Here is a 25733-nt window from a genome sequence, read left to right on the forward strand (position 1 = left end):
CTTAAGTCTACTAATTGTTATCAAAAAGGTTAGGTTAAAATATGTTTCAAATCCAGGATTTTTTATTCTCGTCACTGGATTTGAAACTGGATTTTTATAGTTAAATGGGCAAATTTTGAGCTTATATTCCAAGCACAAAAATGATTACGAAATAGATAGCCATGGCGATAAGTCCCATGGGTACTCCAAGCCTTGCCCATTCCTTACTGGTAATACCAAGCTTGCCTGCGGAAATGATGTTCGGGATATTTCCAGGGATCAGCATTCCGCCTGCAATTAACAGTCCCATAAGTATACTCTTTATCTGGAGTTCACTAAGAGCGGGGCCGATCTCAGCAGCTGCCAGGGTAGCATTATCAAGAATGGCTGAAACCATGTTAACCCAATAAAGAATGCCTGAAGGAATCTGGATAAAGTATTCAAGTATAATGGGCTTGAAACCTTCTCCGAGCAACACGAGCGCTGCGATAAATACGTAGACTTTAACAGCTCTCATTATGACATCCTTTACGGTCTCATTATAATCGGCTGCTGCCATTCCCTGGTCTTTTGGACTGATTTTTCCAAGGAAGAACATTCCAATAACACCAAATGCAAAGATACCCGGAATGATGTAAAGACCCAGCATATTAAATAAGAACATGAAATCCGCATGGTAAGGTTCACCGGCTAATTTTGAGATAGCGATTGTTGAAAGAGGTTCGCCAAGTGGTGTAAGCGCAGCACCAAGCCCGATTGAGAAACATGCAATGATTGTAAGGTCTATCTTGGACTTGCGAGACAGAGGCATTGCATTAACTACCTCAACGAGAATAATCGACGCAAGAATAGCCGACATAACACTGGAAAACAGACCAAGAACAACAATGAGAAGGAAACCTAAAACCTTAACAGAAAGCATATCTGTCAATTTTCGGATTGCTTTGTGGATCGGGGTATGCCATTTGTATATAAGCAAACCAACAACCAGCACTATCTGGAATATACCGATTGGGATCCCAAATATATCCCCAACATGCAGAGGTGCAGTTAATGCTTCTTCGATTATCTCCAGAGTCCAGCCCATTTCTTCGCCTGGAATCTCGGTAAAACCTGAAAGAGTCATTGCTGCTATTCCGCATACAAGCAGAAATGGTTCCAGATTTTCCTCAATAACGTGTATCTTAAAGGGCCCTAATAATACGGCCAGGAATATCACAAGATATCCAATTAAAACTCCTACTTCAAGAGCCATTAATTTTTTCCTCCTATAATTATCAATCTAGACCACAAAATTCTTATAGAGTTCGCATACTGTTGAACTCTTTTAGAGGCTAGAATGTTTTTAGTGTTATAAGAGGTGTTCTATTTAATCCGCCAAAATATATTAGTAGCTAATATATAATCGAGTTTTACATTTTTCTAAAAATTATTATTTTTTCCATTATGGTTTAATCCAAAGCGTACTTTTTGGAATTAAAAAATTTTTAATATATTTTTATGAAATTGAACTGTTCTATGCAATTAATACATTGAGAACCATCTAAAATTATTTATTGTTCAGACTGCTAATGAAGTTTGCAAAAAATAATATTCTCTTCAAATTGAATGGAAAATTTCAGTTCAAAGATAAGAAATATTTCAGCTCAGAGATACGAAATAGTTTTGTGGTCTAGATTGTTGGAATTAAGTAGTCTCTTGAGTTCTTTTTAAACTTTAAAGATTACATATTTTCAGCATATCCGTGAAATTTACTTTCCAATATAAGTTGAAGAGAATATTATGAATTTGTAATCTTTATTTATAATGTATCAAAATCCGTTCCAAAATCCAGCATTTAGTTTACGTTCATTACCGGATTCTGGAACTGAAATGTACAGTTTGATGGGTATGTTTTTGTGCTTATATTCCAAGCACAAAAATAATTCCGAAGTAGATGCCCATCGTGACAAGTCCCATGGGTACTCCGAGCCTTGCCCATTCCTTGCTGGTTATACCAAGTTTGCCTGCAGAGATAATGTTCGGGATATTTCCCGGGATCAGCATTCCGCCTGCAATTAAAAGACCCATAAGGATACTCTTAATCTGTAATTCGCTCATAGCTGGTCCGATTTCAGCGGCTGCCAGGGTAGCGTTATCCAGAATAGCCGATACCATGTTAACCCAGTAGAGTACGGTAGAAGGTATTTGCGTGAAGTACTCGAATATAATGGGTTTGAAACCATCTCCGAGGAATGTCAGAGCCATAATAAACAGATAGACCTTAATAGCTCTCATTACAACATCCTTAACAGTCTCGTTGTAATCTTCGGCTTTCATTCCAGAGTCTTTCATCTCAACTTTCCCAAGGAAGAACATTCCAACAATACCGTAAACAAGGATGCCCGGGATGATATACTTACCAAGCATATTAAATAAGAACATAAAATCGGCATGGTAAGGTTCTCCTGATAATTTTGAGATAGCAATTGTTGAAAGAGGTTCTCCAAGAGGGGTAAGCGCAGCACCAAGGCCTATTGAGAAACAGGCAATAACTGTAAGGTCTATCTTGGATTTTCGTGAGAGAGGCAGTGCATTAACCATCTCAACGAGAATGATTGCCGCAAGAATGGCAGACATTACACTGGAAAATAGACCAAGTACGGCAATAAGGATAAAAGCCATAATCTTAAGAGAAAGTGCATTGGCCATTTTCCGGATTGCTTTATGGATAGGTTCATGCCATTTATAGATGATTAAACCGACAACCAGCACTATCTGGAATATGCCGATTGGAATGCCGGCAATATGCAAAGAAGCCAGCGGAGAAGTCAATGCTTCTTCGATTATTTCCATTCTCCAGCCTGTTTCTGTGCCTGGAAGTTCAACCATACCTGAAATTGTCATTGCCGCAATTCCGCAGGCAAACAGGAATACCTCCAGATTTTCCTCAATAACATGTATTTTAAAAGGGCCGAGCAATACGGCCAGGAATATTATAAGATATCCAATTAAAATTCCTGCTTCAAGAGCCATTACTTTTTTCCTCCTTTACCTTATTATTCTATAGCGTTCCCACAGTAAAGCGAAACTTGAAGAACTGTAGATTTGGAATCCCTCATTGACACCATAATTAATATTGAGGGATAAAATGACCGTATTAACACTGCAATAATTATTGGGGGTATAAAGTACAACTATTAACTGTAGGCATTCAGGTCACAAATACCTGAAGAATTTATATCCTGTCGAACGCTGTGAAATCCCTATTTTTGGACATTATAAAGGCTTTTTCATAATTCCTTCAGAGATATCAGTCTTCATGCAGTTGAGAAAAACATCCGATTTCTCCTCGACTTTTCAAAGAGTTGGTCCGAATTTATTCAGATTCCTGATTTTATTATCAAATGATTAGCATAAAGTTAAGTTTCTCTAACGGTAAGATTAGCCTCTACCTTCCTTATACATGAATGGCAAGAATAAGATACAATAAACGTTATTTTCGTTTATCTGTGAAAATATCCTTTAACTAGAATTAATATCCTGAAGTTTTCTGTTGACCATTCACGTTTTTTCTTCTATAGGGCTATAGAGTTCTTGTAGCTCTAAGATAGCTATATAGTTTGTGGTTTTGTTATTATCAAAAGTAAAAGGCTTAACGTAATAGTACCCAGTTTGAGAATTAATAAAAAAAGAATTTAGTGTCAAAAACAAAAAAGTTATTTATCCTAAATTTTTTCACATATAATCAAATAGTTTTTATATACCTTATATAAGAATTTCATCTGAGGAGATATATAACAGAAATAGTAAGAAAAGATGTTACGGGACATAATAGTATTATTAAGCAAAAAAAATGAAATGTCAGAATAGGAAACAGGTAAAACAAGGTCAGAATAAGGTAAGAAATAGATAGAACAGAATAAGGTAAGAAATAGATAGAACAGAATAAGGTAGAAAAATAGTATAAAAGATAATTTTATAATGAATAGGCAGAGGAAAAAATTAACTCTGCAAAATGTGATTTGTGCTGTCTTGTTTTTTGCTACCGAACAAGTTTTTCTTCCAGTTTCAAGGAAAATCTTGCTTCAAAGAAAATCTTATTCGCGTTTTGCCTGTTATTTTCTCATCTATAAACCCTTAATTGGTCTTTAAAGCTACTTATGTTAAACCACTGTGTCAGTTAACTTTTATTTCAACGGGTTTATCCTCATCAGTACGCCTGAAAGTAACTTCAAGCACTCCATTCTTGTAACTGGCTTTTGCACTCTTCGGATCTACAGGGACAGGAAGATCCACGCCTTCCGAGTATCCGGAAAGTCCGAGGACTTTAATTTCAAGGTGCTGAGCGGTGGCATGCAGCTGGAGATCTTCCTTTTCGACCTCCGGGAACTCTGCAAGTACATGCACTGTGTCCTCGTTTTCGAATATGTCAATTAAAGGTTCTTTTGTTTCTGAGGGAAAGAAGTTCTCTTCTTTTTGAGAGTATTCCGGAACGTTTCCGAATTCCCGGAGTTCGGGCTCTTCCCCCGGGCGATGAATGATAGAAAATCCGTAGACAAAGGGGCCGGATTCTCCCATATCTTCCAGGAGGGCTTCGATAATCTCTTCCAGGTTGTCAAAAAGTTCAGACCCAAAATCTTCAAAGAAATCCTTTCTTTTTCTTATGCCCACCATTATTACCTCTTATTTTCCTCACGCTCCCGAAGGTCACTCAATATTGATTGAAGTTCGAGAACTGGACTCCAGCCTTTTAAAGGTAACTTCCAGGACGCCATTCTTATATGTGGCTCTGGCGCTCTGTGGATCTACCTTTACTGGCAGTTCAACACGTTCGGAATATTTTGGATTCCCATCTAATGTTTCGATGTCAAGTATTAAATCTGTTGCGTTCAGTTGGATATTTTCTTTCTCGATGCCTGGCATCTCGGCAATCACATGGACTGTTTCTTCGCTTTCCAGCACATCAATAAGCGGTTTTCTTATGTCAAGGTAGCGCTTTTCTCCGGTTTCTGTCTGTTCAAACATAGGGATATTCCCAAATTCCCGGATTTCAGGCTCCTCTCCTGGCCTCTGGGTTACAGAAAAACCGTAGACAAACGGATGTTGCCCGAAGTTGTCCGTACTCATGCCCATAGCTCTGCTAAGGCGCTCGAACATTTCTTCCATATCCTGCAGGGGGTCAATTCCGAATATTTCATCGAAAAAACTTCTTCTTTTCCTGTCTCTGTCCATCTTATCACATCGTTATTAAGTTATGCGTATTAAGTTTCTTAAGCGAGTGCTACTCAAATCAATAAAATTGTTAATTAATGGGGCTGCTTTTTGATAAAATTAAAACAGCCGGAGTTTGCCGGCGTATCAGGCAAAGCCTCATTCAGCCTGCAGAAAACTCGGGACTTCCTTCTTTTCTCCTTCAGTTTCCTGCTGTTCTGCTTCGGAAGATTCCTCCTCAAACTCAGTTGAATATCTGGCAAAGAGTTCAGCACTCTTTTCATAGGCACTCAGGGTCTCCCTGGAAGTTGTAGGTTTCACACGGCGGATTGCCCTTTCAAAGTGCTTTTTTGAAATACGAACCCCTCCTGCCTTTTCCTGAATATTCTTCCGATCGACGCCCGGAACGACTATTTCCCTGAGAGCAAGCATTGCAGCTTCCCTGCAGATGCCTTCGATATCCGCACCCACATATCCTTCGGTCATTTCAGCGAGCTCGGAGATTTTTACATCTTCTGCAAGGGGCTTTCCTTTTGTGTGGATCTCAAATATCTTCTCTCTTCCTTCTTTTCCAGGCGGTTTTATGTAAATGAGCCTGTCAAAGCGTCCGGGTCTCAGGAGAGCAGGATCCACCATATCCGGCCTGTTTGTGGCAGCAACTATGATTACATCCTTTAGCTCTTCTATCCCGTCAAGTTCTGTCAGGATCTGGCTGACCACCCTTTCGGAGACGTGAGTATCGGAAACAGAGCTTCTTTGAGGAGCAATCGAATCGATTTCATCGAAGAAGATTACAGTCGGAGCAGCCTGCTTTGCTTTCCTGAATGTTTCCCTTATTGCGCGCTCGGACTCACCAACATATTTGCTGAGCAGTTCCGGACCTTTAATGCTGATGAAGTTAGCCTCACTTTCACTTGCAACGGCTTTTGCGAGCAAAGTTTTCCCTGTACCTGGCGGCCCAAAGAGCAGGATACCTCTCGGAGGCTTTATACTGACAGCCTTGAACATTTCAGGATACTTAAGAGGCCATTCTACAGATTCGATAAGTTCCTGTTTTGCTTTTTCGAGCCCGCCAATATCGTCCCAGCCCACATGCGGGACCTCAATATAGACTTCTCGCATGGCTGAAGGCTCGATGTTTTTCAGGGCTTCTCTGAAGTCCTCTTTGGTAACCACAAGGTTGTCAATTATCTCCTGTGGGATCTCTTCTTCGATATCGATTTCAGGAGTGATCCTTCTGAGGGCATGCATGGCAGCTTCCTTACAGAGTGAGGACAGGTCGGCTCCAACAAAACCGTGGGTTACATCTGCAATCTCCCCCAGGCTCACTTCATCTTCAAGAGGCATGCCTCTGGTATGGATCAGGAGAATCTGCCTCCTGCCGTTCCTGTCTGGTATTCCGATCTCAATCTCCCTGTCAAACCTTCCACCGCGGCGGAGGGCTTCATCAATGGAGTTCGGACGGTTTGTGGCAGCTATGACTACCACTTCTCCCCTGGACTTGAGCCCGTCCATCAGGGAAAGCAGCTGGGCTACAACCCTCCTTTCCATTTCCCCGGTGACTTCACCGCGTTTGGGAGCAATCGAATCGATTTCATCTATGAAAATAATGGAAGGTGCATCTTTCTCAGCTTCTTCAAAGATCTCCCTGAGCTTCTGTTCACTTTCTCCGTAATATTTGGAAACGATCTCAGGACCACTGATTGTAATAAAGTTGGCATCGGTTTCACTTGCGACTGCCTTTGCAATCATGGTCTTTCCCGTTCCGGGTGGGCCATGAAGCAGAACTCCTTTTGGAGGCTCAACACCCAGCTTCTGGAAGAGTTCAGGATGCCTCATAGGCAATTCAATCATTTCCCTGACAAGCTGAATTTCCCGCCTGAGCCCACCTATATCTTCATATGAGATGCCTTCCGGAGCTTTGATTTCTTCAATTGATTTTTCTTTAATGATGATATCAGTATCTTTGGTAACTACAACAGGACCTGCAGGTCTTGTAGATGCAACTACGAAAGTAAGGGGATTGTTTACGGTCTCAACCCTGATCTGCTGACCTTTGTTCAGAGGTCTGCCCTCGATTATTCTCAGGATATAATGTGCACCGCCAACGAGTCTGACGGGCTGTGATGGGGCAAGTGTAACTCTCTGCGCGTGTTTTGCCTGAACCTTCTGGATGGTAACCCTGTCGTCAATTCCAACCTTTGCATTGCTACGCAGGTTTCCATCTATTCTGATCCTGTTCTCCTGTCCGCGCTCGACATTTGGCCAGACAATTGCGTAAGTCTTGGATCTGCCCGAAATCTCGATTATATCCCCGCTTACGAGCCCCATCTCCTGCATCAGACGGGTGTCTATTCTTGCAATTCCCCTGCCCACATCTTTATGATAAGCCTCAGCTACTCTCAAACTAATTTCTTCAGTCATTTATTCTCAACTCCGGTCTCACGTATTTTCCAGTACTGCTGGCTATTTTTAATCGTGTACTCAATAAAGCCCCTTTCTGCAAGGTCCATAAGGTTAGACGTAATAATGCTGGGATGCAGGCGCAGGTTATAGCAAAGGACCGCTGCTGTAGCCTCGTTTTTCAAAAGCTCAAATAAAAGCTCACATTCTACAGGGTTCCTGGCAACCTCTTCGATAGAATCCAGGCATTTGTCCATTAACTCAGTATATTCGGCCTGAAGTTGTTTCTGCATCTGTGCAAGCTCTTCCTGCTTAGTTTTAAGTTCACGTAACCTGTCGCCAAGTTCTAAGAAGAGGCAGGACGATTCATCTCTGGCAGCAGGTTCATTCATGTCGACAGGACCGATTTCCCTTTTTTTTTCTCTGTCAAAATTGATGTCCTGAAGAGCCATCGTATATGCATACGGTGAAACGGATACTTCGAGCCGCATGTTATTTGCAATATTGAAATACTTGCGCCTTTGCTCATCTACACTGCATTCAATCAGCCCTGCCTGTTCCAGGAGGCTCAGGTGACTGATAATCGCCTTAGGTCCTACTCCCAGCCTGCCTGAAATTTCACTGACATAGCAGGGGCGATTTGCAAGAAGCTGGATTATCTTCCTGCGGTTTTCATTCCCCAGGATGTCAAGTAATTTTGCTGGGTCCATTTTTTCCCCTCTGGTGATTGTTGAAATTACTAGCTGTTAGCAATGAGTTTACGATTGTATTTTTATATAATTTTAGAATAATTATTGTGTATTTTAAATTTTATAATTTTAAGCTCAATCTTCCCTGAAGACCACTGAAATCATTGTCCAGTCTCAAGTAAGAAGAGTTAATATATACTCATGTCAGGATTCAGGAAATTCCTGATCAAATTACTAACTATAATACGGGATCAATAGTTAGTAACCATTAGTTATCATTTATCGTATATAAACTTTTCTAAGGGGTTGCAAATATTGCTTATAAGGTATTTAGGAATCCGGATAATTCTAAGAAAAACTCCTTTAGTAACATAGAACCCGCAGAGTTAGAACCAGACAAAAATAGAAAATAGAAAGCCAGGTATTAAAAAGCTAACAGAATAGAAAGCAAAATCATTAAAATTATTGAATAGAGAAAAAAGTATCAAAAATTTGTCTTTAGCATTTTGTTGTTTTATTAAATCTCTGCTTTTACTCATTAAAGCGCTCTAATCATCAGAACCTCATTCCCGTAGTTTGAGGTTTCAACTGTAACCTTCCATGCAGGATAATACGTAGTCTGACCTTTATATCTGTGAGAATAGGCAACAAAACCATTGAAGTAAACAAATTTGACATCAGTAATCCTGGTTCTTCCCAGTGAAAATGCAGGTTGTTCGCCCTTCTGAGTAACGAAATTTCGAATTCTTATCTGCTGGATTATGTAATTACCAGATTCATTGGATCCTGCTGTCTGAAGAGATGCTGTTTTTACAGGTACCAGACCTGCTGCATTATCCGTTAAGTTAAACTTGCTTTCTTCAATCTTGTCACTCCTAACAAGAAAACAGATTTCCCTCATATGGCTACTATTATAAGACCCATTGGAATCAATAAAACTGACGTTCAGGGTATTTGAGGAGGATTTTCCCTGGTATACCGGCAGTTCATCCACAGGTACCAAAGGGACTTCGGCATCAAGGGTTACTCTTTGATTTATAAAGGTATACCAGACCTGGGTAGTTCTTCTGTGAGGCGTATCCTCTCTCATGGGCGGGTAATAATTGAAAGTCTCATAGAATAAAGGAAAAGCATAAAATAATAATGCGATGCCGATAATAACTGCAAGTGTACTTTTCGTATTTCTTTGCATATGCTGACCCCTTCAGGCCGATTCATTCCTGAATGATGCTAGACGTTCGTATTGAGGAGTAAATTCAAAATTTTTGAGCGATGTTAAACATTTAGTTATTTTAGAATAACCTTTTCTCTTTATTTCAGCCTTTCGTAAAGATACGCTATTAAGATACTAAATTGGAGAAGAGATACTAAATTAGAGAAAAGTGATTAAATTGGAGAGTCAATTAAAATAATATAAGAATAGAAAAGATAATGTTGAAAAATCAAGAAAGAAAATTAAAGAGACTGGATACAGATTCAGAATAGAAAGGCTGAAAAAAACAAAGACTCAAAAAATCTCTTTGTTTCAAATTATCTTGCTTCAAATTATCTTGCTTCAAATTATCTTGCTTCAAATTATCTTGCTTCAAATTATCTTGCTTCAAATTATCTTGCTTCAAATTATCTTGCTTCAAATTATCTTGCTTCAAATTATCTTTGTTTCTTTACTCTTGATTCCTTTTTTTATTTTTTTTCTGCTGGTTAAAAACAGAGGGCAGGTGGAGAGCATAAGAGCCTTCTTCCCTGATTGCCATAACAAGTTCTTTCCGTTCAAAAAGTGAATCAAGATTAAGTTCATAAGAGCCGGGTCCTAGAATTCTTACAGACTCAACCCTGTCCCCTTCAGTTTTATTCTCGTTTTCCGAAGACTGCTCCCTATCTTTTTCTTCGAATGCAAGGGCTTCGTCAATATTCCTGACAACCTCGTCCAGAGAGGCTTCAAGGTCAAGTTTTTGTTCTTCCAGAGCGGTTTTTCCCTGGTTTTCCAGACCTTCTGGCTCTTTTTTTACATAGAGGAACTTATTCCAGCCGCAGCTAGGGCAGCCGCTGAGGATTACAGAATCCCCGTCTTCAAAAATTGTTCCGCATCTGGTACATCTATGGGGCATGAGTTCACCAATAATCAATAATACAGACGTAAATGCTAAGCAATTACACACATTTCGCATCTTAGTCAGATGTATACCCATTTTCGCAGTTTAAAGGGTACCTGAATTAATTATGGGGTTTGCTTGTACGAAATAGGATGCCTATATCGCATACCTTAAATGATAACTTAAATAGCTTTAATGAATATGTATATTTGTATTTACAGTTTTTTTATTTAGTGGTTTTAACGAAGACCTGTTTTAGCTGAAGGGTTTTTTGCCCTCTCAGGGCACAAACTTTCTGCGTAAAAGAATAACTATGATTACATATATAGGAACAAACTTTTTATAAAAGTTTCCAGTATTTTTTCCCGCCAATAATATATGAAGTAGTTTTGCTTATTCGATCCATTTCTTCCAGGACTTCCGGAAGCCTGCCAGGTTGAGTAATTTCAAAAACTACCGGGTCAAGGGCATGGTTTACGTAAAGACTGTGTTTAATATCTGAAAGGTTCCAGAGCTTTTCAGGTTCTTTTCTCATGTTTTTTGTCAGAATACTTATCATATCTTCCATAAAATTCCAGGGGTATACAATCCACGCCCAATCTTCAAGACGCTCTCCTACATAATCAGGGTCTATTTTCGAACTCCCCATATACTGTAAAGAGGCAGTCCGCACTTCTTTTGGGCCCATACTATCCACATAAGTTTTAGCGCTGATCATACTTTCCCCGGTATCTACAATATCATCGACAATAAGCACTCTTTTGCCTTCTATTATACTATCCGAGAGAGGATACCGTATATACGGTTCACCTGTGTCAATAGCTGCATCTCCTATGTAATGCTCAATCTTAAGACTGGTCAGGTCGTCAAGCCCCAGGAAATCACACAGTACTCGTCCCGCAAACCAGCCTCCTCTGGCAAGCGCAATGATAATATCCGGTTCATATCCGGAACTTTTGACTTCTCGTGAAATGTTTCGACACAGGTTGTAAATATAATCCCAGTTCGTAAGCACACATCTGAACGATTGTATGTAAAACCCTCCCGGATCCGAAACCCGGTGCATTATCAGGAAATTATACTTTTCAGGAGCACTCGTATTCAGGCTCCTACATTGAGATTATATAATTTAGCACATAGGCTTTAAGTTTTCTTATCTTGTCAAAAAACAACAGGAAAAGGATCTTAAAAAACGCCTTAAAGAAAACTGAGATCTTAAAGTTATAAAGACTTAAAGTTATAAAGAAACTGGAATCTTGCTGACGCATTCTAAAGCGGTTAAAATACTATTTTCAAAAAATCTTTAAATAAAGCAGTAATATACAGCATTCTTAAATAGCAGGCTCAAATGGATTTCCAGAATCAAGAGACGCCAGAATTGTCATTTCTGTGGAGGCTCGAGCCTAAAAAGTGAAAACAATGGATAGAATGTTGATAGAACTGCTCTTTATGTCCCAGAAAAGAAAGGACATCTTACTCCTTCTCAAAGACAGAGGAATGACAATAGAAGAAATTATAGATGTTCTTAATGTTACCCCAACAGGAATGCTCCCACAGATTAAAAAGCTAAAGGATGAGTTTCTTGTTGTTCAGGATGATAGAGAATACAGGCTTACTCCACTGGCAGAGATTCTGGTCGAAAAAATGAAGCCACTCCTTGATACTCTTGAGGTAATAGAAGAACATAAAAACTTCTGGGAAAACCGTGATCTCAGCGATTTGTCTCCTGCCTTTCTTGAAAGACTTAACGAATTGAAACCATATTCTCTTGTAAAACCCGATCCAGATAAACTATTTGAGACTTCTCCGGTATTTCTGAAAAATATAGAGAAATCAAAAAACATACTGTTTTTATCTTCAATATTCCATCCGGCACTCCATGAGATATTCTTGAAAACCGAAGATAAAAGTATTAAAATTACCCTCATAATAACAAAAAGAATTTACGAAAGAATAAAAAGCGACTTTGATGAAGAACTGAAACTTTACCTCGCCAGAAAAAACAGACACCTTTTTGTTTGCGATGCTGAAATGAAAATAGCTATGCTAACAAAGACTGAACGTTTTATGATGGCTGATTTCCTCACATGGAAAGGAGCCTACGACCAGGAGAATATCATAGCTTTTGAGCCCGATTCTCTTAAATGGGCTGAGGAGCTTATTCTTCATTACAGGAACCAGGCTCAGGAGATTAAGGAATAATTCTGACAGAAATATTGCAAAAGAAAGTTAATTCGCGATATTTTTCATTTACAGACGAGAGATGCCACTGATTCTCCTAACAAACTGCTAAATTTATCCATTGAACCCACTATTTTTCGAGTTTATAAGTCCCTTATACTCAGCTCAAGTTCTGACACTGAGTCCAGTCTTTAAATGCCAATTTCCTATATTTTGCCAGTTTCCTGTATTTTATATCTGCAATTTTGTTTGATTTTAAGTTAAAACTGCGAACAGAACTGAAGTTTAAGCAAAGGATAAATTCGAACAGGCTTATTTTTTCATATATATTATAAGGAACCAGAGGGAGATAAATGAAAGGAAGAATAAATGACAAATATGCAATAAATATGAAGTCCGCAAAAAGTGCGAGGCTTATAGTGGTCCTGTTTGCGGTCTTTACAGTTGCTCTTTCCGGTTGTGTTGAAGACGTCGAGGACGAGCAGAACAACACCACCGGGGAAGAATACGAATACGGTATGGCAAATGTAGAAAGTATTGATATTCTGACTCTGGAATCTTTCCCGGTACAGATAAACGTTATAGCAGAAGGCTATTTGCCTGATGGATGCACTGAAATTGATAAGATAAATACCGAAAAGGAAGGAAATAATTTCAATATTACTATCACGACAAAGCGCCCAAAAGATGCGATATGTACTCAGGCAATAGAGAGCTTCAGGGAAACGATTCCTCTTGAAGTCCAGGGGCTCAGCGCCGGAAATTATACTGTGAACGTAAACGGAGTAACAGGATCTTTTGAGCTTGCTATTGATAATACACTTGAGGAGGCACCGAATTCCATGCCGCCAAGGCAGCAGGTAATAACAGAAGCTGGCAATGGGACAGGTATAACTCTTGAAAATGAAGAGACATTTTACCTGAGACTTCAGGAGAATCCAACAACCGGCTATTCCTGGGAGCTTAACCTGAGCGAAGGACTAAGTCTGGTTTCAGATAAGTATTATCCTCCTGAGTCCGGGGAAGGAGAGCGAACTATCGTCGGCGCTGGGGGAGTTCATGTATGGGAGATTAAAGCAGATTCTGAGGGCACCCAGCAGGTGACAGCTGTATACAGAAGATCATGGGAAAATGAAACCGGTACGGAAGAGAGGTTTAAACTTAATGTTGAAGTCGTCTGAAATATGAGTTGTCTGAAATATGAGTTGTCTGAAATATGAGTTGTCTGAAATATGAGTTGTCTGAAATATGAGTTGTCTGAAATATGAGTTGTCTGAAATATGAGTTGTCTGAAATATGAGTTGTCTGAAATATGAGTTGTCTGAAATATGAGTTGTCTGAAATATGAGTTGTCTGAAATATGATCTCAACTTTGTGCCTCTGCCTTTTACAGTCACTAAGGTAAAGCAGCAGAGGCACAGCAGAAGCAAGAAATCCTATTTTGGCCGAATAAGTCTCATTTATAATATTGATTGAAGAGCCAGAGCTTGTTTTAAGTCTTTGAGACAACTGTCGCAGATATACGACGTGCCTATCTGGGTGCACCCGAGTATATTCTCATCTTCTCTGTGCTCTTTCTCTTCCGGATTTCCTGAATAACTCTCACAGTAAACTCCACATTTTACTTCACAATAGGCTCCGCAAAATAAGCATCTGGTCATAGTATAATGTGAGCCTCCGGCTTTCAAATACTTTTCCCGAAAAAGTCTGAATATTGTTATTAGTAGAAGGAAATCCGAAATAAAGCGAGATAAAATTGGATGAGGCTGTGAAGCCTCCTGGTCATACAAGTAAATTGCCCAGATTTTCAGGAAGATTGATTAGCCAGGCGAAAAGTATATAAGTAATCGTTAGTATGTTCTGATAGCTGTCCAGGACAGGAGTGCCTGACCTTAAAACCCTGTAGCGGGGTGGGGTAGCCAGGAGATCCCGACGGGCTCATAACCCGTAGACCGATGGTTCGAATCCATCCCCCGCTATGAGAGAAATTTCAGATAACTCTTTTCCTGAGAAATATCCTCTTTATAAAAATAATCATTAAGCCCTGTAGCGGGGTGGGGTAGCCAGGAGATCCCGACGGGCTCATAACCCGTAGACCGATGGTTCGAATCCATCCCCCGCTATTAAAACGATTTTTTGGAATTACCTTTCCCGTTTTTCGTGCCTATTTCGCGCATATTAATCAGCTACAAAACATATACTCGGATTTTTACTATGCTTCGATTTTTTATATCCGAGCGGTTATTTATATTCGGAACATTCAATCCTATCTGGTGCTTAAATTATACCTTAATATCTTACACACTCTATTATGCCTTTATAAATTTCAAGTATCAGAAACTAAAAGACTTATTAAATAAAGATAGTTTCTAACTATAGAGCAAAATAAAGTAAAAAAGATTAGCTAAAGGTAAAGTAAAAAAAGACCAGCATATTAAAAGTAAAGTAAAAAAAGGTCAACTCTGAATAAAGTAAAAAAAGATCAGCTTCTTATAGATATGAAGATAAAAATCAGAAAAATAACCTTCATTCATATATTAAACACTGAATTCAAGTTATTTATTATTCAAGTTAATTATCCATCCTCAAAATTAAAAGCAGGACGATTCTCATATGGTAATGGAAAAACTGGGAGACTCCCTACAGGGAGCACTCAAGAAACTGATCGGCGCGGGGAGAATTGATGAGCGCACGGTCAACGAAGTAGTAAAGGATATTCAGCGTGCTCTGCTCCAGGCTGACGTTAATGTAAAACTTGTCATGGGGATGTCGCAGAGAATCAAAGAGCGTGCAATGAAAGAAGACCCTCCTGCAGGCATGAATCCGAGGGAGCATGTAATCCGCATTGTATATCAGGAACTGATGGAAATCATCGGTAAAGGGGCCGAAATCCAGCTCAAACCGCAGACGATCATGATGGTAGGACTGCAGGGAAGCGGAAAAACCACAAGCGCTGCAAAACTTGCCCGCTATTTCCAGAGAAAGGGGCTCAAAGCAGGTGTTGTTGCCGCAGATACTTTCCGTCCCGGAGCTTACCACCAGCTTAAGACTCTCTCTGAGAAGCTTAACGTGGGTTTTTACGGGGAAGAAGGAAACCCGGATGCCGTAGAAATTACCAGAAACGGGCTTAAAGCGCTTGAAAAATACGATATAAAAATAGTGGATACTGCAGGCAGGCACGCCCTTGAAGCTGACCTGATAGAAGAAATGGAGAGAATTCACGCCGTTGCAAAACCTGACCATAAGTTTATGGTTCTGGACGCAGGCATAGGGCAGCAGGCAAGCCAGCAGGCTCACGCTTTCAATGATTCCGTAGGAATCACAGGTGTTATCATTACAAAACTGGACGGGACAGCAAAAGGTGGTGGAGCACTTTCAGCCGTTGCCGAAACAAAGGCTCCGATTGCCTTTATAGGAGTTGGAGAAACTCCGGAAGACTTTGAGAAGTTCGAAGCCGACAGGTTCATTTCAAGGCTTCTCGGAATGGGCGACCTCAAGAGCCTTATGGAAAAGGCAGAGGAGAGCCTGAGCGAGGAAGATGTCAATGTTGACGCCCTTATGCAGGGGCGCTTCACCCTGAAAGACATGTACAAGCAACTCGAAGCAATGAATAAAATGGGTCCCCTCAAGCAGATTATGTCAATGCTCCCTATGGGCATGGGAGGACTGGGAGGCGTGAAATTATCAGATGAGATGTTCCAGGCCACCAGTGACAAAATGAAAAGTTACAAAGTCATCATGGACTCAATGACAGAAGATGAAATGACGGACCCAAAAATTATAGGCGGCTCAAGGATTAAAAGGATCTCAAGAGGTTCCGGATGCAGCCCCGAGGATGTCAGAGAACTTCTGAAGTACCACAAAACGATGCAGACGGCTTTGAAGGGCTTTAGAGGTGGAAAATTCAATATACAGAAAATGATGAAGAAGAAGATGGGGATGTAATATCCCCGAGTTCTCTTTTAGTTTTTGACTTGATATTCCGAGTTCTTTTTATTTTCTGATTTAATAACTGGACTATTTTGTTAATTAATAAATTTTGATTATTAGTTAGTTTTGATTGTTAGTTAGTTTTGATTGTTAGCTGATTTTGATTGTTAGCTGATTTTGATTGTTAGCTGATTTTGATTGTTAGCTGATTTTGATTGTTAGCTGATTTTGATTATTACTAATCCGGATTTATTGCCGATCTTTAAAGGATCAGTACCAGAAAGGATCAGTACCAGTTCAGATCAGTACTGGTCACAGGCTTCAAAGAAATTCATCAGCAACTCTTTTCCCTTCTCGGTGTGAGAAACCTCAGGATGCCATTGGACACCATAAATCGGTTTTGTCGGGTGGCACATGGCTTCAATTTCACAGACTTCTGAGCGGGCAAGATGGATAAACCCTTCAGGAAGAATAGCTACTTCATCAGCGTGGGAAGCCCATACAGTTGTTTTTGGACCAAGTCCTCTAAGTATATCATCCTCTTCGAGAATCTCTATTTCAACCTCAGCATACCCTCCTTTTTTGCCTGCATGGACATGTCCTCCGTAAGCGAGGGCAATTGCCTGATGCCCGAGGCAGATCCCAAGGATAGGGATATCAATTTCCCGCACATAATCAAAACAGAGACCTGCCCTTTCCATTTCTGGTCCTCCGCTCAGGATCAGCCCGTCAGGCTCTTCTGCCAGAATATCCTCTATAGGGGTTGTATTGGGAATAATTTTAGTATCCATGTCAAGGTCCCGGACAGCCCTGTGAATAAGGTGGCAAAACTGCCCGTAGTTGTTCACAACAAGGATTTTTAATTCTCTCATAATTCCTTCCGTTCCTGTTTACAAATATAAAATGGTTCTCATGCTCTGAGCTTATTCTATTAGCCCTTGTTATCCTATTTTAATTCTTGTATCTTCCTGGCATTAGCTCAGCACTTCCTTAATATCAAATAGCCACTGGATATACAAACCGTCAAATAAGAGAAAACCTTAAAACTGTGCTTAGATGTACATAGATGTACAAAATAGTCCAATAGTTGCTTTATAAATTCAAAGTACCAAAGATCGAACCAGAAGTATGGCTTGAAAAGTTTTAAATAGAAGGGTGTGCTAGTATGTCACACACTAGCACAGTAGATTAAGTATACAATAAACTAAACGGACTTACAGAGGAAGTTAATCAATTTAAATCCAGAGGAATGGAAATGTCAGAAATTGGCAAAAAAATACGCATCGAAAGGCTGATGAATCGAGAGAGCAGAAACATGGTCATTATTCCAATGGACCACGGGATATCTGACGGACCTATTGAAGGGCTTATTAATATTACCGATACAGTTAATAGGGTTGCCGAAGGAGGTGCAAATGCAGTCCTCATGCAAAAAGGCATGGTCAGGTACGGGCACAGAGGCTACGGCCATGATATCGGGCTTGTTGTGCATATAAGCGCCTCATCTGTCCTGAGCCCGGACCCCAACGCCAAAGTGCAGGTCTGTACCGTTGAAGAAGTAATAAAAATGGGAGCTGATGCAGTTTCCATGCATATCAATATAGGGTCCGATACGGAAGCCAACCAGCTAGAAATGCTTGGAAAGATCTCAAGGGACTGTACGGAATGGGGAATGCCTCTTCTTGCTATGATGTACCCCAGAGGCAAAAAGATCACAGACCCCCATGACCCTGTAAATGTGGCACATGCTGCCAGAATCGGAGCCGAACTCGGGGCTGACGTTGTAAAAACAGTATACACCGGAGACCCGGACACTTTCAGGGATGTGGTAAGAGGCTGCCCTGTGCCCGTAGTAATAGCAGGTGGGCCGAAAACATCAACAGACATGCAGCTTCTTGAAATGATTGACGGAGCTATGGAGGCTGGAGCAAGAGGAGCTGCAATAGGAAGAAATGTTTTCCAGCACAAAGATCCTGTCAGGCTGACCAGGGCTATCTGCGAAATCGTGCATCACAGAAGACCTGTAGAAGAAGCTCTGGAGCAACTGAAATAAAAGAATACTTGGCAGTATTAAGAATTAAAACTAAGTTGGAAATGAGAACCTCAATTGAATGAAAACCTCAGTTGAGAAAAATTTCTAAATGGAGATGCCGGAGCAAGTTGCCGGAGAACATCCCGGATTAAGGTCCGGAATAAAAACAGAACTTTGAACGGGGTTGAAAACCTTTGAAGAAGAAAAGCGTCTGGATAAAAGCCGATGAAGGCGGATGGGAAGAACAGAAGGATAGGATCACGACAGGCCTGGAATCCGGAGCCGACTGTGTACTTGTAAATCCGGGAGATGTAGGAAAGGTAAGAGAACTCGGAAACATTACAGTCGCAGCCTTTGCCCGCGACAACAGGTCCGGAGCTGACATCGTGGTCGTGGGAAAGAGAGGAGAAGGTGACGGGACAAAACCCCTGCCAAAGGAAATCCCCGGTTCTTTTGATGTAAATGCGGCAACCCTGCTTACTGACAAAGGTGTGACTGTAGGCGGATATGTGGTCATAAAGGACAAAAATTATGAACATTTCGCAGCCGAAATGGGAAAAATTTGTGATTATCTGCTCGTTACCGGCACGGACTGGAAAGTTATCCCTCTTGAAAACCTGATAGCTGATCTCCAGCGCGAGAAGGTAAAGATCATCTTTGGAGTAAAAAGTGCTGAGGAAGCAAGACTCGCCTTCCAGACTCTGGAAGCAGGAGCTGACGGTGTCCTTCTTGACAGCGGGAACCCTCAGGAAATAAAGGATACAATAAAAGCTGCACGGGAACTTGAAAGCGAAAGTGCGGAACTCGAATCTGCAGTTATAACCAGGGTAGAACCCCTTGGGATGGGAGACCGCGTCTGCGTGGATACATGCAATCTTATGCAGCGCGGAGAAGGCATGCTTATAGGTTCACAGGCCAGCGGGATGTTTCTGGTAAATTCTGAGTCCGATGACAGCCCTTACGTGGCAGCCCGCCCATTCAGGGTAAATGCAGGTGCCGTTCATTCTTACATTAAAATTGGAGACAAAACCCGTTATCTTTCCGAACTCCAGGCAGGAGACACCGTAACTATTGTAGACTCAAAAGGAAAACAGAGGGAAGGTATAGTTGGCAGAGTCAAAATTGAAAGCCGCCCACTCATGTTAATTGAAGCAAAAGCCGGAGACAGGATTTTAACTGCGATTCTGCAAAATGCCGAAACCATCAAGCTCGTAGGAAAGGATGGAACACCTATTTCGGTTGCAAAACTCAAGAAAGGAGATGAGGTTCTGGTTCGCCTCGAAGAAGGAGCCAGACATTTCGGCAAAAAAATCGAAGAGACAATCATAGAGAGATAAACCAGAAAAACTGAATAACGGACAATAATAGTGTAACAATAACAGTGAGTGTAACAATAACAGTGAGTGTAACAATAACAGTGGATTATCTATTATTTACCATGACTAATTATTCACTCCCGGACCTGGAGAAAGCATGACCCGCATAGGCTCATTTGACCTTGAAAAAAGAGCTGCAGTTGTCGCAGTAATCCTTGAAGAACCTCTTGAAACCTCAAAGAAGGCAGCCGAAAAAGGAGCTGATATTCTTGAAATTCGGCTGGATTTGCTGGGAATCAGGGATCTGGATAAAGCTGCAGAAACGGTCAGGAAAATAAAATCCGGAACCGGGATTCCTGTAATCGTTACCAATCGTTCCGGGACAGAAGGAGGGAAATGGGAAGGAAAGGAGGAAAATAGGACAGGACTTCTTGCAGAACTTCTTTCTTTTAAAGATGGCCCGGATGCTATTGATATCGAACTTTCTGCCGACAGGAAAGCTCGAGATAAAGTTATAAAGGCAGCTAAAGACAACGGGAAAACCGTAATCGTCTCTTCTCACGACTTTTTAAAAACCCCTTCTTTACAGGAAATGAGAACAACTCTTGAAGAAATGTTTCTTGCAGGGGCAGATATTTCCAAACTCGCAGTAATGCCCCAGTCGATGGAAGACACCCTTAATCTGCTCAGGGTTACTCTGGATTTTAAGGATAGAGGAAGACCGGTATGTACCATTGCAATGGGCAGTCAGGGAAAACATACAAGGGCGATTTCCCCTCTGTATGGCTCAGTCCTGATATATGCTTCGATAGAAAGCGATGCAGCCGTAGCTCCCGGTCAGCTCCCGATAGATGAAGTAAAGAAAATAATGGGAATGCTAAAATGAAGCAAGTTTTTGGTGTATTTGGAGACCCTGTTGGTCATTCTCTTTCCCCTGCCATGCATAACGCAGCTTTTTCAGCTCTTGGTATGGACTGTATTTATCACGCTTTCAGAGTTACTCCGGAAAAGCTGGAAAAAGCAATCCTTGGAGCCGAAGCTATGGGATTTGGAGGGCTTAACCTGACAGTGCCCCTGAAAGAAAAGGCTTTAAAACTTGATTTCATCAGTCCTGATCCCCTTGCAAAAAGAATCGGAGCAGTAAATACCGTGGTCTTCGGGAAATCAGGAGAAATCCAGGGATATAATACCGACGGAATTGGGGCAAGGCAGGCACTTCTGGATAGTGCAGTGGAAATCACGGGGTCGAAAATAGTGGTTGCAGGGGCAGGAGGAGCGGCAAGAGCAGTTGCTTTTCAGCTTGCAGCCGATGGAGCCGAAATCACGGTAGTAAACAGGACAGAAGAGAGGGCAGTCGAACTTGCAAGAGAGATTTCTGCTGCACCCCTTTCAGGAAAAATAAAAGGTACCGGACTCTCAGGATTAAAAGAACTGCTGCGGGATGCAGATGTTTTGATCAATACCACAACTCTCGGAATGCACCCAAACATGGATGCGGCCATTGCGACAGCAGAAGAGCTTCACAGTGACCTTACTGTTTTTGATATCGTTTATAACCCGCTTGAGACCAGGCTTTTAAGGGAAGCAAGGGCTGCAGGAGCAAAGACCATAAGCGGGGTATTGATGCTCGTCTATCAGGGAGCAGAAGCTTTCAAACTCTGGACAGGAATCGAACCTCCGGTTGAGCTTATGAAAAAAACCGTAGTGGAGGCTCTGCAGGCTTGAAAACGGACTCTGAAACCGGAAGGACAAGGGAAAAAGATCATTGCCACCCCATCTGTCCGAACCAGAACCAGCCTGAAATCCGGATACGGATCCCTGATTTAGAAGAAAAGAAATCCGGAAAAACGAAGGTTCTTATCCTTGGCGGAACAGGAGAGATGGGGCAGTGGTTCACACGTTTTTTTAAAGAAAGAAGTTACGATGTCACTGTCTGGGGAAAAGGCGGCAAAGTTGAGATTGCCAGGAAGCTGGATGTACCTTTTGCTTCGGACCTTGAGGCAACTATCCCTGAAAGTGATATAGTAATAGTATCCGTTCCAATTAATGCAACAGAAGAAACCATTGCAGAAGTCGCCCCAAAGATGAGAAAGGGCAGCCTTCTTATGGATTTTACCTCTATTAAAGTAAGGCCTGTTGAAGCCATGAAAAAGTTTGCGCCAGGGGATGTTGAGATTCTTGGAACTCATCCTATGTTCGGTCCGACAATTCCCACAATAAGGGGTCAAACCGTAATTCTCGTCCCGATAAAAGGGCGCTCGGAAAAATGGTTTCCGGTAATCAGGCATCTTTTTGAGGGGAGCGGCGCGCACGTTGAGATCACAACTGCAGAAGAACACGACAGGCTTGTTTCAGTAGTGCAGGGGCTAACTCATTTTGCTTATATTACTATAGGGACAACAATTGACAGGCTTGATTTTGATATCAAAAAGTCCAGAAAATTCGTAAGCCCTGTTTACAGTATAATGCTTGATTTTGTGGGCAGGATCCTGGGCCAGAACCCTTACCTCTATGCCCTGATCCAGATGGAAAATCCGGGCGTCCCTGAAGTGCATGAGGCATTCATAAAAGAATGTGAGGAGCTTTCCGGCCTTGTAAAGGCGCATGATGAAGAAGGATTTGTAAGGAAAATGAAAGCAGCTGCCCGCAAATATGATGATACAGCTCATGCCCTGCGCAGGTCGGATAAACTGATTAACTCCAGAATAAACGAATATGAAACTGTCCTGAATTCCATAGGGAAAGTCTGCGGTTTTTCTCACATTTATTCCGGAAACATCCATGTGGGCAGGCTGGAAAAAGTGGGACCGAATGAGATAGTTCTTACTAAACTTACCTCAAAAGGTACTGCTCCGCATATAAAAAACAACTTTATTAAACTCAAGCTCGAAAACCTTCGCCTGCTTTCGGAATTCGAACTGAGTGAATGGAGAAAGGAGAACTTAAATCATTCTGTCAGGGATATTTCAGTCCTGGTTCCAGAGGGTGCAAACCCTGAGGTTATCCTTGGAGCATTGGATACAAATAAACATCTTGTAGACTGTCAGATTAGTGATATTTACAGCCTGGGAGAGGAAAAAGTATCTAAAAATAAAGAAAGTAAAACCGCAAAAATGGGAGTAACTTACAGGATAATTATATTTGGAGACTATAATGCAGATTCTGTCGAGACTGAAGTAATATCCCTTCTTTGTGGGCTTGGTTGCCGGATAAGAGAGAAAAACCTGAAGCTCAGGAAATAAAAGTTCTTCCTCTTTGCTGGATTAGTAAAAAGAGAAATACATATAAACAATTAATAGATAGAAATTATAATGTCCCAGGTTAAATGGAAAATTTCTCTTTTATTTACTCTTATCACTCTTTCTATATTTTTTTCGCTTCTTTTAAGCGGTGATGAGTTTACGGAAAGGATGGGAAATACGACAAATACTCCAGCAGTAGCCGGAGATTCGGGAGAAAATCGGATTGCATATCTCATAAGCAGGCTGGAAACTGGCGAAGACAGTGAAACAAAGCTAAACGCCGCAACCGAGCTTGGCAAACTCGGAGAACCAGCAGCTGATGCTCTTGTTGAGAAAATAGGGGCTGAAAACTCGGGTTCCGGGGAAGAAATAAAAACTTACATGTATCTCGCGCTTCTTGCAACCGGAGATGAAAGAGCAGCAGATATTCTTTCAGTAAACCTTGGGGAAGGAGCTTCAAATCCACCTGAGGCCGATGGAACACAGGGCAGGGAAGAAGTACCGGAAGAGATTTTGCTGGCTATAGAAGCAAAAGATAAAGCAATGCGGGAGAGCCTTGCAAGGTCTTTAAACAGTGAATACAGGAACAATACGGATCTTCTTGAGGAAGCCCTCAAGGCAGAGGAACAGAATTCTACTCTCTATACCGCCTTTGTACTTTCAAATTTTGAGCACGAAGAATCAGGAGATGAGACTGAAATACTTCTTCAAGCTCTTAGAAGCGAAAAAGGATACGTAAGAGTTGCGGCTGCAATGGCTCTTGGACATAAAAAGGAAACAGCTGCGACGGATTCCTTAATGAAGATGATTATCCAGGATTATCCTCTGGCCGGACACAGTGCAGTGATGGCTCTTGGAGAGCTGGGAGATGAAAGGGCTACAGGCACCCTGATGAATGAATTGAAAAATAATGGAAAAGATTACATCAGGAGCAGTACTGCAATCGCTCTTGGGAAATTAGAAGCAGAAGAAGCTGTTCCTTACCTGATAGAAAGATTAAGAGACACAAGAGCCTCGGTAAGGAGTAATGCAGCCCTTATACTTGGAAAAATGGGAGACAAATCGGCAGTAGAGCCCCTGATAAACGTTCTCGAAAGTGGAAAGGAAGCTGAAGGAAGAAGAAAAGATAATTTAAATACAGGTGTAGATGTCCGAAAGAGCGCTGTCCTTGCTCTTGGAGGGATAGGAGGCACCGAAGCTACAAAAGCATTGATTGGCGTAGTAAATGATGATGGAGAAATACTGGAGGTAAGGGTAGCTGCAACTTCAGCTCTTGGAAATATAGGAAGCCCTGAAGCTATAGACACCCTTAAAACGGTATTTGACAATAAAAGTATGAGTATGAATATAAGGAATGGAGCTCTTCTCGCCCTTGGAAAGACAGAAAACCAGGAAGCTGCAGGGTTCTTTATAGAAAAAATAGGAGATAAAGACTTTGGAGTAACTGCCAGAGAGGCCCTTACTGGCATGGGAGAAACAGCGGTTGAGCCTCTTATAGAAAACCTGAAAACTGAAGACCAGAAAGTCAAGGATGAGACCGCTCTGATCCTTATTGAAATTGGGGATCCGAGAGCAGTTAAACCCCTTATTGAGGCTTATAAGTAATTAAAAATCATAAAAGCCCGACAATTTAAAAAAGCGGCTGGAATAGCCGCATCCTTTTTTCAAATATTTTTGTTATTGGAATATTTTGCTTAGAATACACTTTTCTATATTTTTGTTCAGAGTACTCTTTTCTGTATTTTTGGTCAGAATGCTCTTTTCTATATATTCGGTGATTTTGAAAACAGGTTCCCTCTGGAATAAGTTCCAGAAGGCAGATCAAATCAAAGCCAGATCAAATCAAGCTGACAAGCTCTTCCAGTGCAGCCTTTGGATCTCTGGCTTTTACTATTCCCGAAGCCAGAAGCACTCCTACCGAGCCAAGGTCAAGAGCTGCCCTGAGATCTTCACCTTTTGAAATTCCGGCGCCGCAAAGGACTTTTACGTCAGGATTAATTTTTGCCACAGCTTCAACCGAGCCGCTAACAACTTCAGGGTCAGCTTTTGAGACTGGAATTCCGCTGCCTATAAGCTCCGGGGGTTCAATTGCCACATAATCCGGGCCAAGCGCTGCTGCCGCTGCGGTTGTTGGGACGTTGTTAGTGCATATTACCGATCTTAGCCCGAATTCTTTTGCTGCCTTTAAAGAGGCTTCAATTTCTGCAAGAGTAAGGCGCCTTTCAGAGTGATTTATAAGAGTTCCGACAGCTCCTGCCTCTTTTATGCATTTTCCGAAAACGTGACCCGTAAAGCTCCCTGCTCCTATACCATCCAGATGCTGGGAGAAGACCGGAAGTTCAACTTCGGAAGCTACCCTGTAAATGTCAGGGAGCTGAGGAGCTACTGCAATCTTAATACCTGATTCTTCGGACACGGCTTTGCAGGCTTTTGCAATCTCAACCGCTCCCTTCCCTGTGCCCTGTGCATAGGTCTTGTAGTTCAGTAAAATGAATGGTGAATTCAAGGAAGATGCCCTCCTGAGAAGTGAAAAGAAAATGAAAGGAAAAGCGTGAAAATCCACGCTTTCTCTGATATTATCTGCCGGAGGTTTTGCCGTAACTTTACTACTTCGCTTTGTTAGCTGTTTTTAGCATTTTCTACAAAAGCCATATCAGCAGTTTTCCGGCAACTCT

At 41.4% G+C, this 25733-nt stretch carries 21 protein-coding genes and 2 tRNA genes; 11 read left to right on the forward strand and 12 right to left on the reverse strand.

Annotated features, from left to right (window positions below; translation table 11 throughout):
- Positions 1-121: 121 nt before the first annotated feature.
- The 9 genes from RSJ42_RS15700 to RSJ42_RS15740 all read right to left on the reverse strand — a co-directional run bounded on the left by RSJ42_RS15700 (position 122) and on the right by RSJ42_RS15740 (position 11372).
- Positions 122-1234: a DUF1646 family protein gene (locus RSJ42_RS15700; RefSeq protein ID WP_410508199.1), complete on the reverse strand. Its 1113-nt coding sequence runs from the start codon at positions 1232-1234 to the stop codon at positions 122-124.
- A gap of 647 nt (positions 1235-1881) precedes the next feature.
- On the reverse strand, positions 1882-2994 hold the full coding sequence (locus RSJ42_RS15705) for a DUF1646 family protein (protein WP_410508200.1): 1113 nt from the start codon (positions 2992-2994) through the stop codon (positions 1882-1884).
- Between the two features lie 1143 nt (positions 2995-4137).
- Positions 4138-4635: an archaeal heat shock protein Hsp20 gene (hsp20, locus tag RSJ42_RS15710; protein WP_410508201.1), complete on the reverse strand. Its 498-nt coding sequence runs from the start codon at positions 4633-4635 to the stop codon at positions 4138-4140.
- Between the two features lie 33 nt (positions 4636-4668).
- A complete protein-coding gene (gene hsp20 / locus RSJ42_RS15715; protein ID WP_410508202.1) occupies positions 4669-5193 on the reverse strand; it encodes an archaeal heat shock protein Hsp20 in 525 nt (174 codons plus the stop codon).
- Positions 5194-5331: 138 nt separating this feature from the next.
- Positions 5332-7596 (reverse strand): CDC48 family AAA ATPase, encoded by a 2265-nt coding sequence (locus RSJ42_RS15720; RefSeq protein ID WP_410508203.1) that lies wholly within the window; start codon positions 7594-7596, stop codon positions 5332-5334.
- Entirely contained in the window at positions 7593-8285 is a 693-nt protein-coding gene (locus tag RSJ42_RS15725; RefSeq protein WP_410508204.1) for an ArsR/SmtB family transcription factor, read from the reverse strand. The genes RSJ42_RS15720 and RSJ42_RS15725 overlap by 4 nt, the downstream gene beginning before the upstream one ends.
- Positions 8286-8802: 517 nt before the next feature.
- The gene (locus tag RSJ42_RS15730; protein ID WP_410508205.1) at positions 8803-9456 is read right to left on the reverse strand and encodes a hypothetical protein; all 654 of its coding nucleotides are present in this window, start codon (positions 9454-9456) and stop codon (positions 8803-8805) included.
- Positions 9457-9928: 472 nt separating this feature from the next.
- On the reverse strand, positions 9929-10372 hold the full coding sequence (locus tag RSJ42_RS15735; protein ID WP_410510390.1) for a Zn-ribbon domain-containing protein: 444 nt from the start codon (positions 10370-10372) through the stop codon (positions 9929-9931).
- Positions 10373-10697: 325 nt separating this feature from the next.
- A complete protein-coding gene (locus tag RSJ42_RS15740) occupies positions 10698-11372 on the reverse strand; it encodes a phosphoribosyltransferase (RefSeq protein ID WP_410508206.1) in 675 nt (224 codons plus the stop codon).
- A 404-nt stretch (positions 11373-11776) separates the two neighbouring features.
- Here RSJ42_RS15740 and RSJ42_RS15745 point away from each other — a divergent pair, with 404 nt between their 5' ends.
- Both RSJ42_RS15745 and RSJ42_RS15750 read left to right on the forward strand, forming a co-directional pair.
- Positions 11777-12559, forward strand: coding sequence for a helix-turn-helix transcriptional regulator (locus RSJ42_RS15745; protein WP_410510391.1), 783 nt, complete (start codon positions 11777-11779; stop codon positions 12557-12559).
- Between the two features lie 332 nt (positions 12560-12891).
- Positions 12892-13719, forward strand: coding sequence for a protease inhibitor I42 family protein (locus tag RSJ42_RS15750; RefSeq protein ID WP_410508207.1), 828 nt, complete (start codon positions 12892-12894; stop codon positions 13717-13719).
- Between the two features lie 279 nt (positions 13720-13998).
- On the opposite strand, the gene RSJ42_RS15755 is transcribed toward RSJ42_RS15750, so the two are convergent.
- Positions 13999-14199: a hypothetical protein gene (locus RSJ42_RS15755; protein ID WP_410508208.1), complete on the reverse strand. Its 201-nt coding sequence runs from the start codon at positions 14197-14199 to the stop codon at positions 13999-14001.
- A 243-nt stretch (positions 14200-14442) separates the two neighbouring features.
- On the opposite strand from RSJ42_RS15755, the gene RSJ42_RS15760 reads away from it, so the two are divergent.
- The 3 genes from RSJ42_RS15760 to RSJ42_RS15770 all read left to right on the forward strand — a co-directional run bounded on the left by RSJ42_RS15760 (position 14443) and on the right by RSJ42_RS15770 (position 16483).
- Positions 14443-14517, forward strand: a tRNA-Met gene (locus RSJ42_RS15760).
- A gap of 69 nt (positions 14518-14586) precedes the next feature.
- A tRNA-Met gene (locus tag RSJ42_RS15765) sits at positions 14587-14661 on the forward strand.
- A 490-nt stretch (positions 14662-15151) separates the two neighbouring features.
- Positions 15152-16483, forward strand: a complete 1332-nt coding sequence (locus RSJ42_RS15770; RefSeq protein WP_410508209.1) for a signal recognition particle protein Srp54 — start codon at positions 15152-15154, stop codon at positions 16481-16483.
- A gap of 287 nt (positions 16484-16770) precedes the next feature.
- On the opposite strand, the gene RSJ42_RS15775 is transcribed toward RSJ42_RS15770, so the two are convergent.
- The gene (locus RSJ42_RS15775; RefSeq protein ID WP_410508210.1) at positions 16771-17340 is read right to left on the reverse strand and encodes a GMP synthase subunit A; all 570 of its coding nucleotides are present in this window, start codon (positions 17338-17340) and stop codon (positions 16771-16773) included.
- A gap of 383 nt (positions 17341-17723) precedes the next feature.
- On the opposite strand from RSJ42_RS15775, the gene RSJ42_RS15780 reads away from it, so the two are divergent.
- The 6 genes from RSJ42_RS15780 (at position 17724) to RSJ42_RS15805 (ending at position 24663) form a co-directional block, all read left to right on the forward strand.
- Entirely contained in the window at positions 17724-18521 is a 798-nt protein-coding gene (locus tag RSJ42_RS15780) for a 2-amino-3,7-dideoxy-D-threo-hept-6-ulosonate synthase (RefSeq protein ID WP_410508211.1), read from the forward strand.
- 173 nt (positions 18522-18694) lie between these two features.
- Complete coding sequence (locus RSJ42_RS15785) at positions 18695-19837, forward strand: 3-dehydroquinate synthase II (protein WP_410508212.1); 1143 nt, start codon at positions 18695-18697, stop codon at positions 19835-19837.
- Between the two features lie 136 nt (positions 19838-19973).
- Entirely contained in the window at positions 19974-20702 is a 729-nt protein-coding gene (gene aroD / locus RSJ42_RS15790) for a type I 3-dehydroquinate dehydratase (RefSeq protein ID WP_410508213.1), read from the forward strand.
- Positions 20699-21541, forward strand: a complete 843-nt coding sequence (locus RSJ42_RS15795) for a shikimate dehydrogenase (RefSeq protein ID WP_410508214.1) — start codon at positions 20699-20701, stop codon at positions 21539-21541. Before aroD ends, RSJ42_RS15795 begins: the two co-directional genes overlap by 4 nt.
- A gap of 155 nt (positions 21542-21696) precedes the next feature.
- Positions 21697-23058, forward strand: coding sequence for a prephenate dehydrogenase (locus tag RSJ42_RS15800; RefSeq protein ID WP_410510392.1), 1362 nt, complete (start codon positions 21697-21699; stop codon positions 23056-23058).
- Positions 23059-23127: 69 nt separating this feature from the next.
- The gene (locus RSJ42_RS15805; protein ID WP_410508215.1) at positions 23128-24663 is read left to right on the forward strand and encodes a HEAT repeat domain-containing protein; all 1536 of its coding nucleotides are present in this window, start codon (positions 23128-23130) and stop codon (positions 24661-24663) included.
- Between the two features lie 232 nt (positions 24664-24895).
- Here RSJ42_RS15805 and tpiA read toward each other — a convergent pair whose 3' ends face one another.
- Positions 24896-25564 (reverse strand): triose-phosphate isomerase, encoded by a 669-nt coding sequence (gene tpiA, locus RSJ42_RS15810; protein WP_410508216.1) that lies wholly within the window; start codon positions 25562-25564, stop codon positions 24896-24898.
- Between the last annotated feature and the right edge of the window lie 169 nt (positions 25565-25733).

Source organism: Methanosarcina hadiensis, from assembly GCF_046529725.1.
Classification (GTDB): Archaea; Halobacteriota; Methanosarcinia; order Methanosarcinales; family Methanosarcinaceae; genus Methanosarcina; species Methanosarcina hadiensis.

What these genes read in the sequence shown, in the direction of transcription:
- aroD (WP_410508213.1), top strand. Translation starts at nt 19,974, where the DNA reads ATGACCCGCATAGGCTCATTTGACCTTGAAAAAAGAGCTGCAGTTGTC.
- RSJ42_RS15730 (WP_410508205.1), bottom strand. Translation starts at nt 9,456, where the DNA reads ATGCAAAGAAATACGAAAAGTACACTTGCAGTTATTATCGGCATCGCA.
- RSJ42_RS15700 (WP_410508199.1), bottom strand. Translation starts at nt 1,234, where the DNA reads ATGGCTCTTGAAGTAGGAGTTTTAATTGGATATCTTGTGATATTCCTG.
- RSJ42_RS15755 (WP_410508208.1), bottom strand. Translation starts at nt 14,199, where the DNA reads ATGACCAGATGCTTATTTTGCGGAGCCTATTGTGAAGTAAAATGTGGA.
- RSJ42_RS15750 (WP_410508207.1), top strand. Translation starts at nt 12,892, where the DNA reads ATGAAAGGAAGAATAAATGACAAATATGCAATAAATATGAAGTCCGCA.
- RSJ42_RS15770 (WP_410508209.1), top strand. Translation starts at nt 15,152, where the DNA reads ATGGTAATGGAAAAACTGGGAGACTCCCTACAGGGAGCACTCAAGAAA.
- RSJ42_RS15805 (WP_410508215.1), top strand. Translation starts at nt 23,128, where the DNA reads ATGTCCCAGGTTAAATGGAAAATTTCTCTTTTATTTACTCTTATCACT.
- RSJ42_RS15800 (WP_410510392.1), top strand. Translation starts at nt 21,697, where the DNA reads ATGGGGCAGTGGTTCACACGTTTTTTTAAAGAAAGAAGTTACGATGTC.
- hsp20 (WP_410508202.1), bottom strand. Translation starts at nt 5,193, where the DNA reads ATGGACAGAGACAGGAAAAGAAGAAGTTTTTTCGATGAAATATTCGGA.
- hsp20 (WP_410508201.1), bottom strand. Translation starts at nt 4,635, where the DNA reads ATGGTGGGCATAAGAAAAAGAAAGGATTTCTTTGAAGATTTTGGGTCT.
- RSJ42_RS15745 (WP_410510391.1), top strand. Translation starts at nt 11,777, where the DNA reads ATGGATAGAATGTTGATAGAACTGCTCTTTATGTCCCAGAAAAGAAAG.
- RSJ42_RS15780 (WP_410508211.1), top strand. Translation starts at nt 17,724, where the DNA reads ATGTCAGAAATTGGCAAAAAAATACGCATCGAAAGGCTGATGAATCGA.
- RSJ42_RS15775 (WP_410508210.1), bottom strand. Translation starts at nt 17,340, where the DNA reads ATGAGAGAATTAAAAATCCTTGTTGTGAACAACTACGGGCAGTTTTGC.
- RSJ42_RS15705 (WP_410508200.1), bottom strand. Translation starts at nt 2,994, where the DNA reads ATGGCTCTTGAAGCAGGAATTTTAATTGGATATCTTATAATATTCCTG.
- RSJ42_RS15795 (WP_410508214.1), top strand. Translation starts at nt 20,699, where the DNA reads ATGAAGCAAGTTTTTGGTGTATTTGGAGACCCTGTTGGTCATTCTCTT.
- RSJ42_RS15725 (WP_410508204.1), bottom strand. Translation starts at nt 8,285, where the DNA reads ATGGACCCAGCAAAATTACTTGACATCCTGGGGAATGAAAACCGCAGG.
- RSJ42_RS15735 (WP_410510390.1), bottom strand. Translation starts at nt 10,372, where the DNA reads ATGCCCCATAGATGTACCAGATGCGGAACAATTTTTGAAGACGGGGAT.
- RSJ42_RS15720 (WP_410508203.1), bottom strand. Translation starts at nt 7,596, where the DNA reads ATGACTGAAGAAATTAGTTTGAGAGTAGCTGAGGCTTATCATAAAGAT.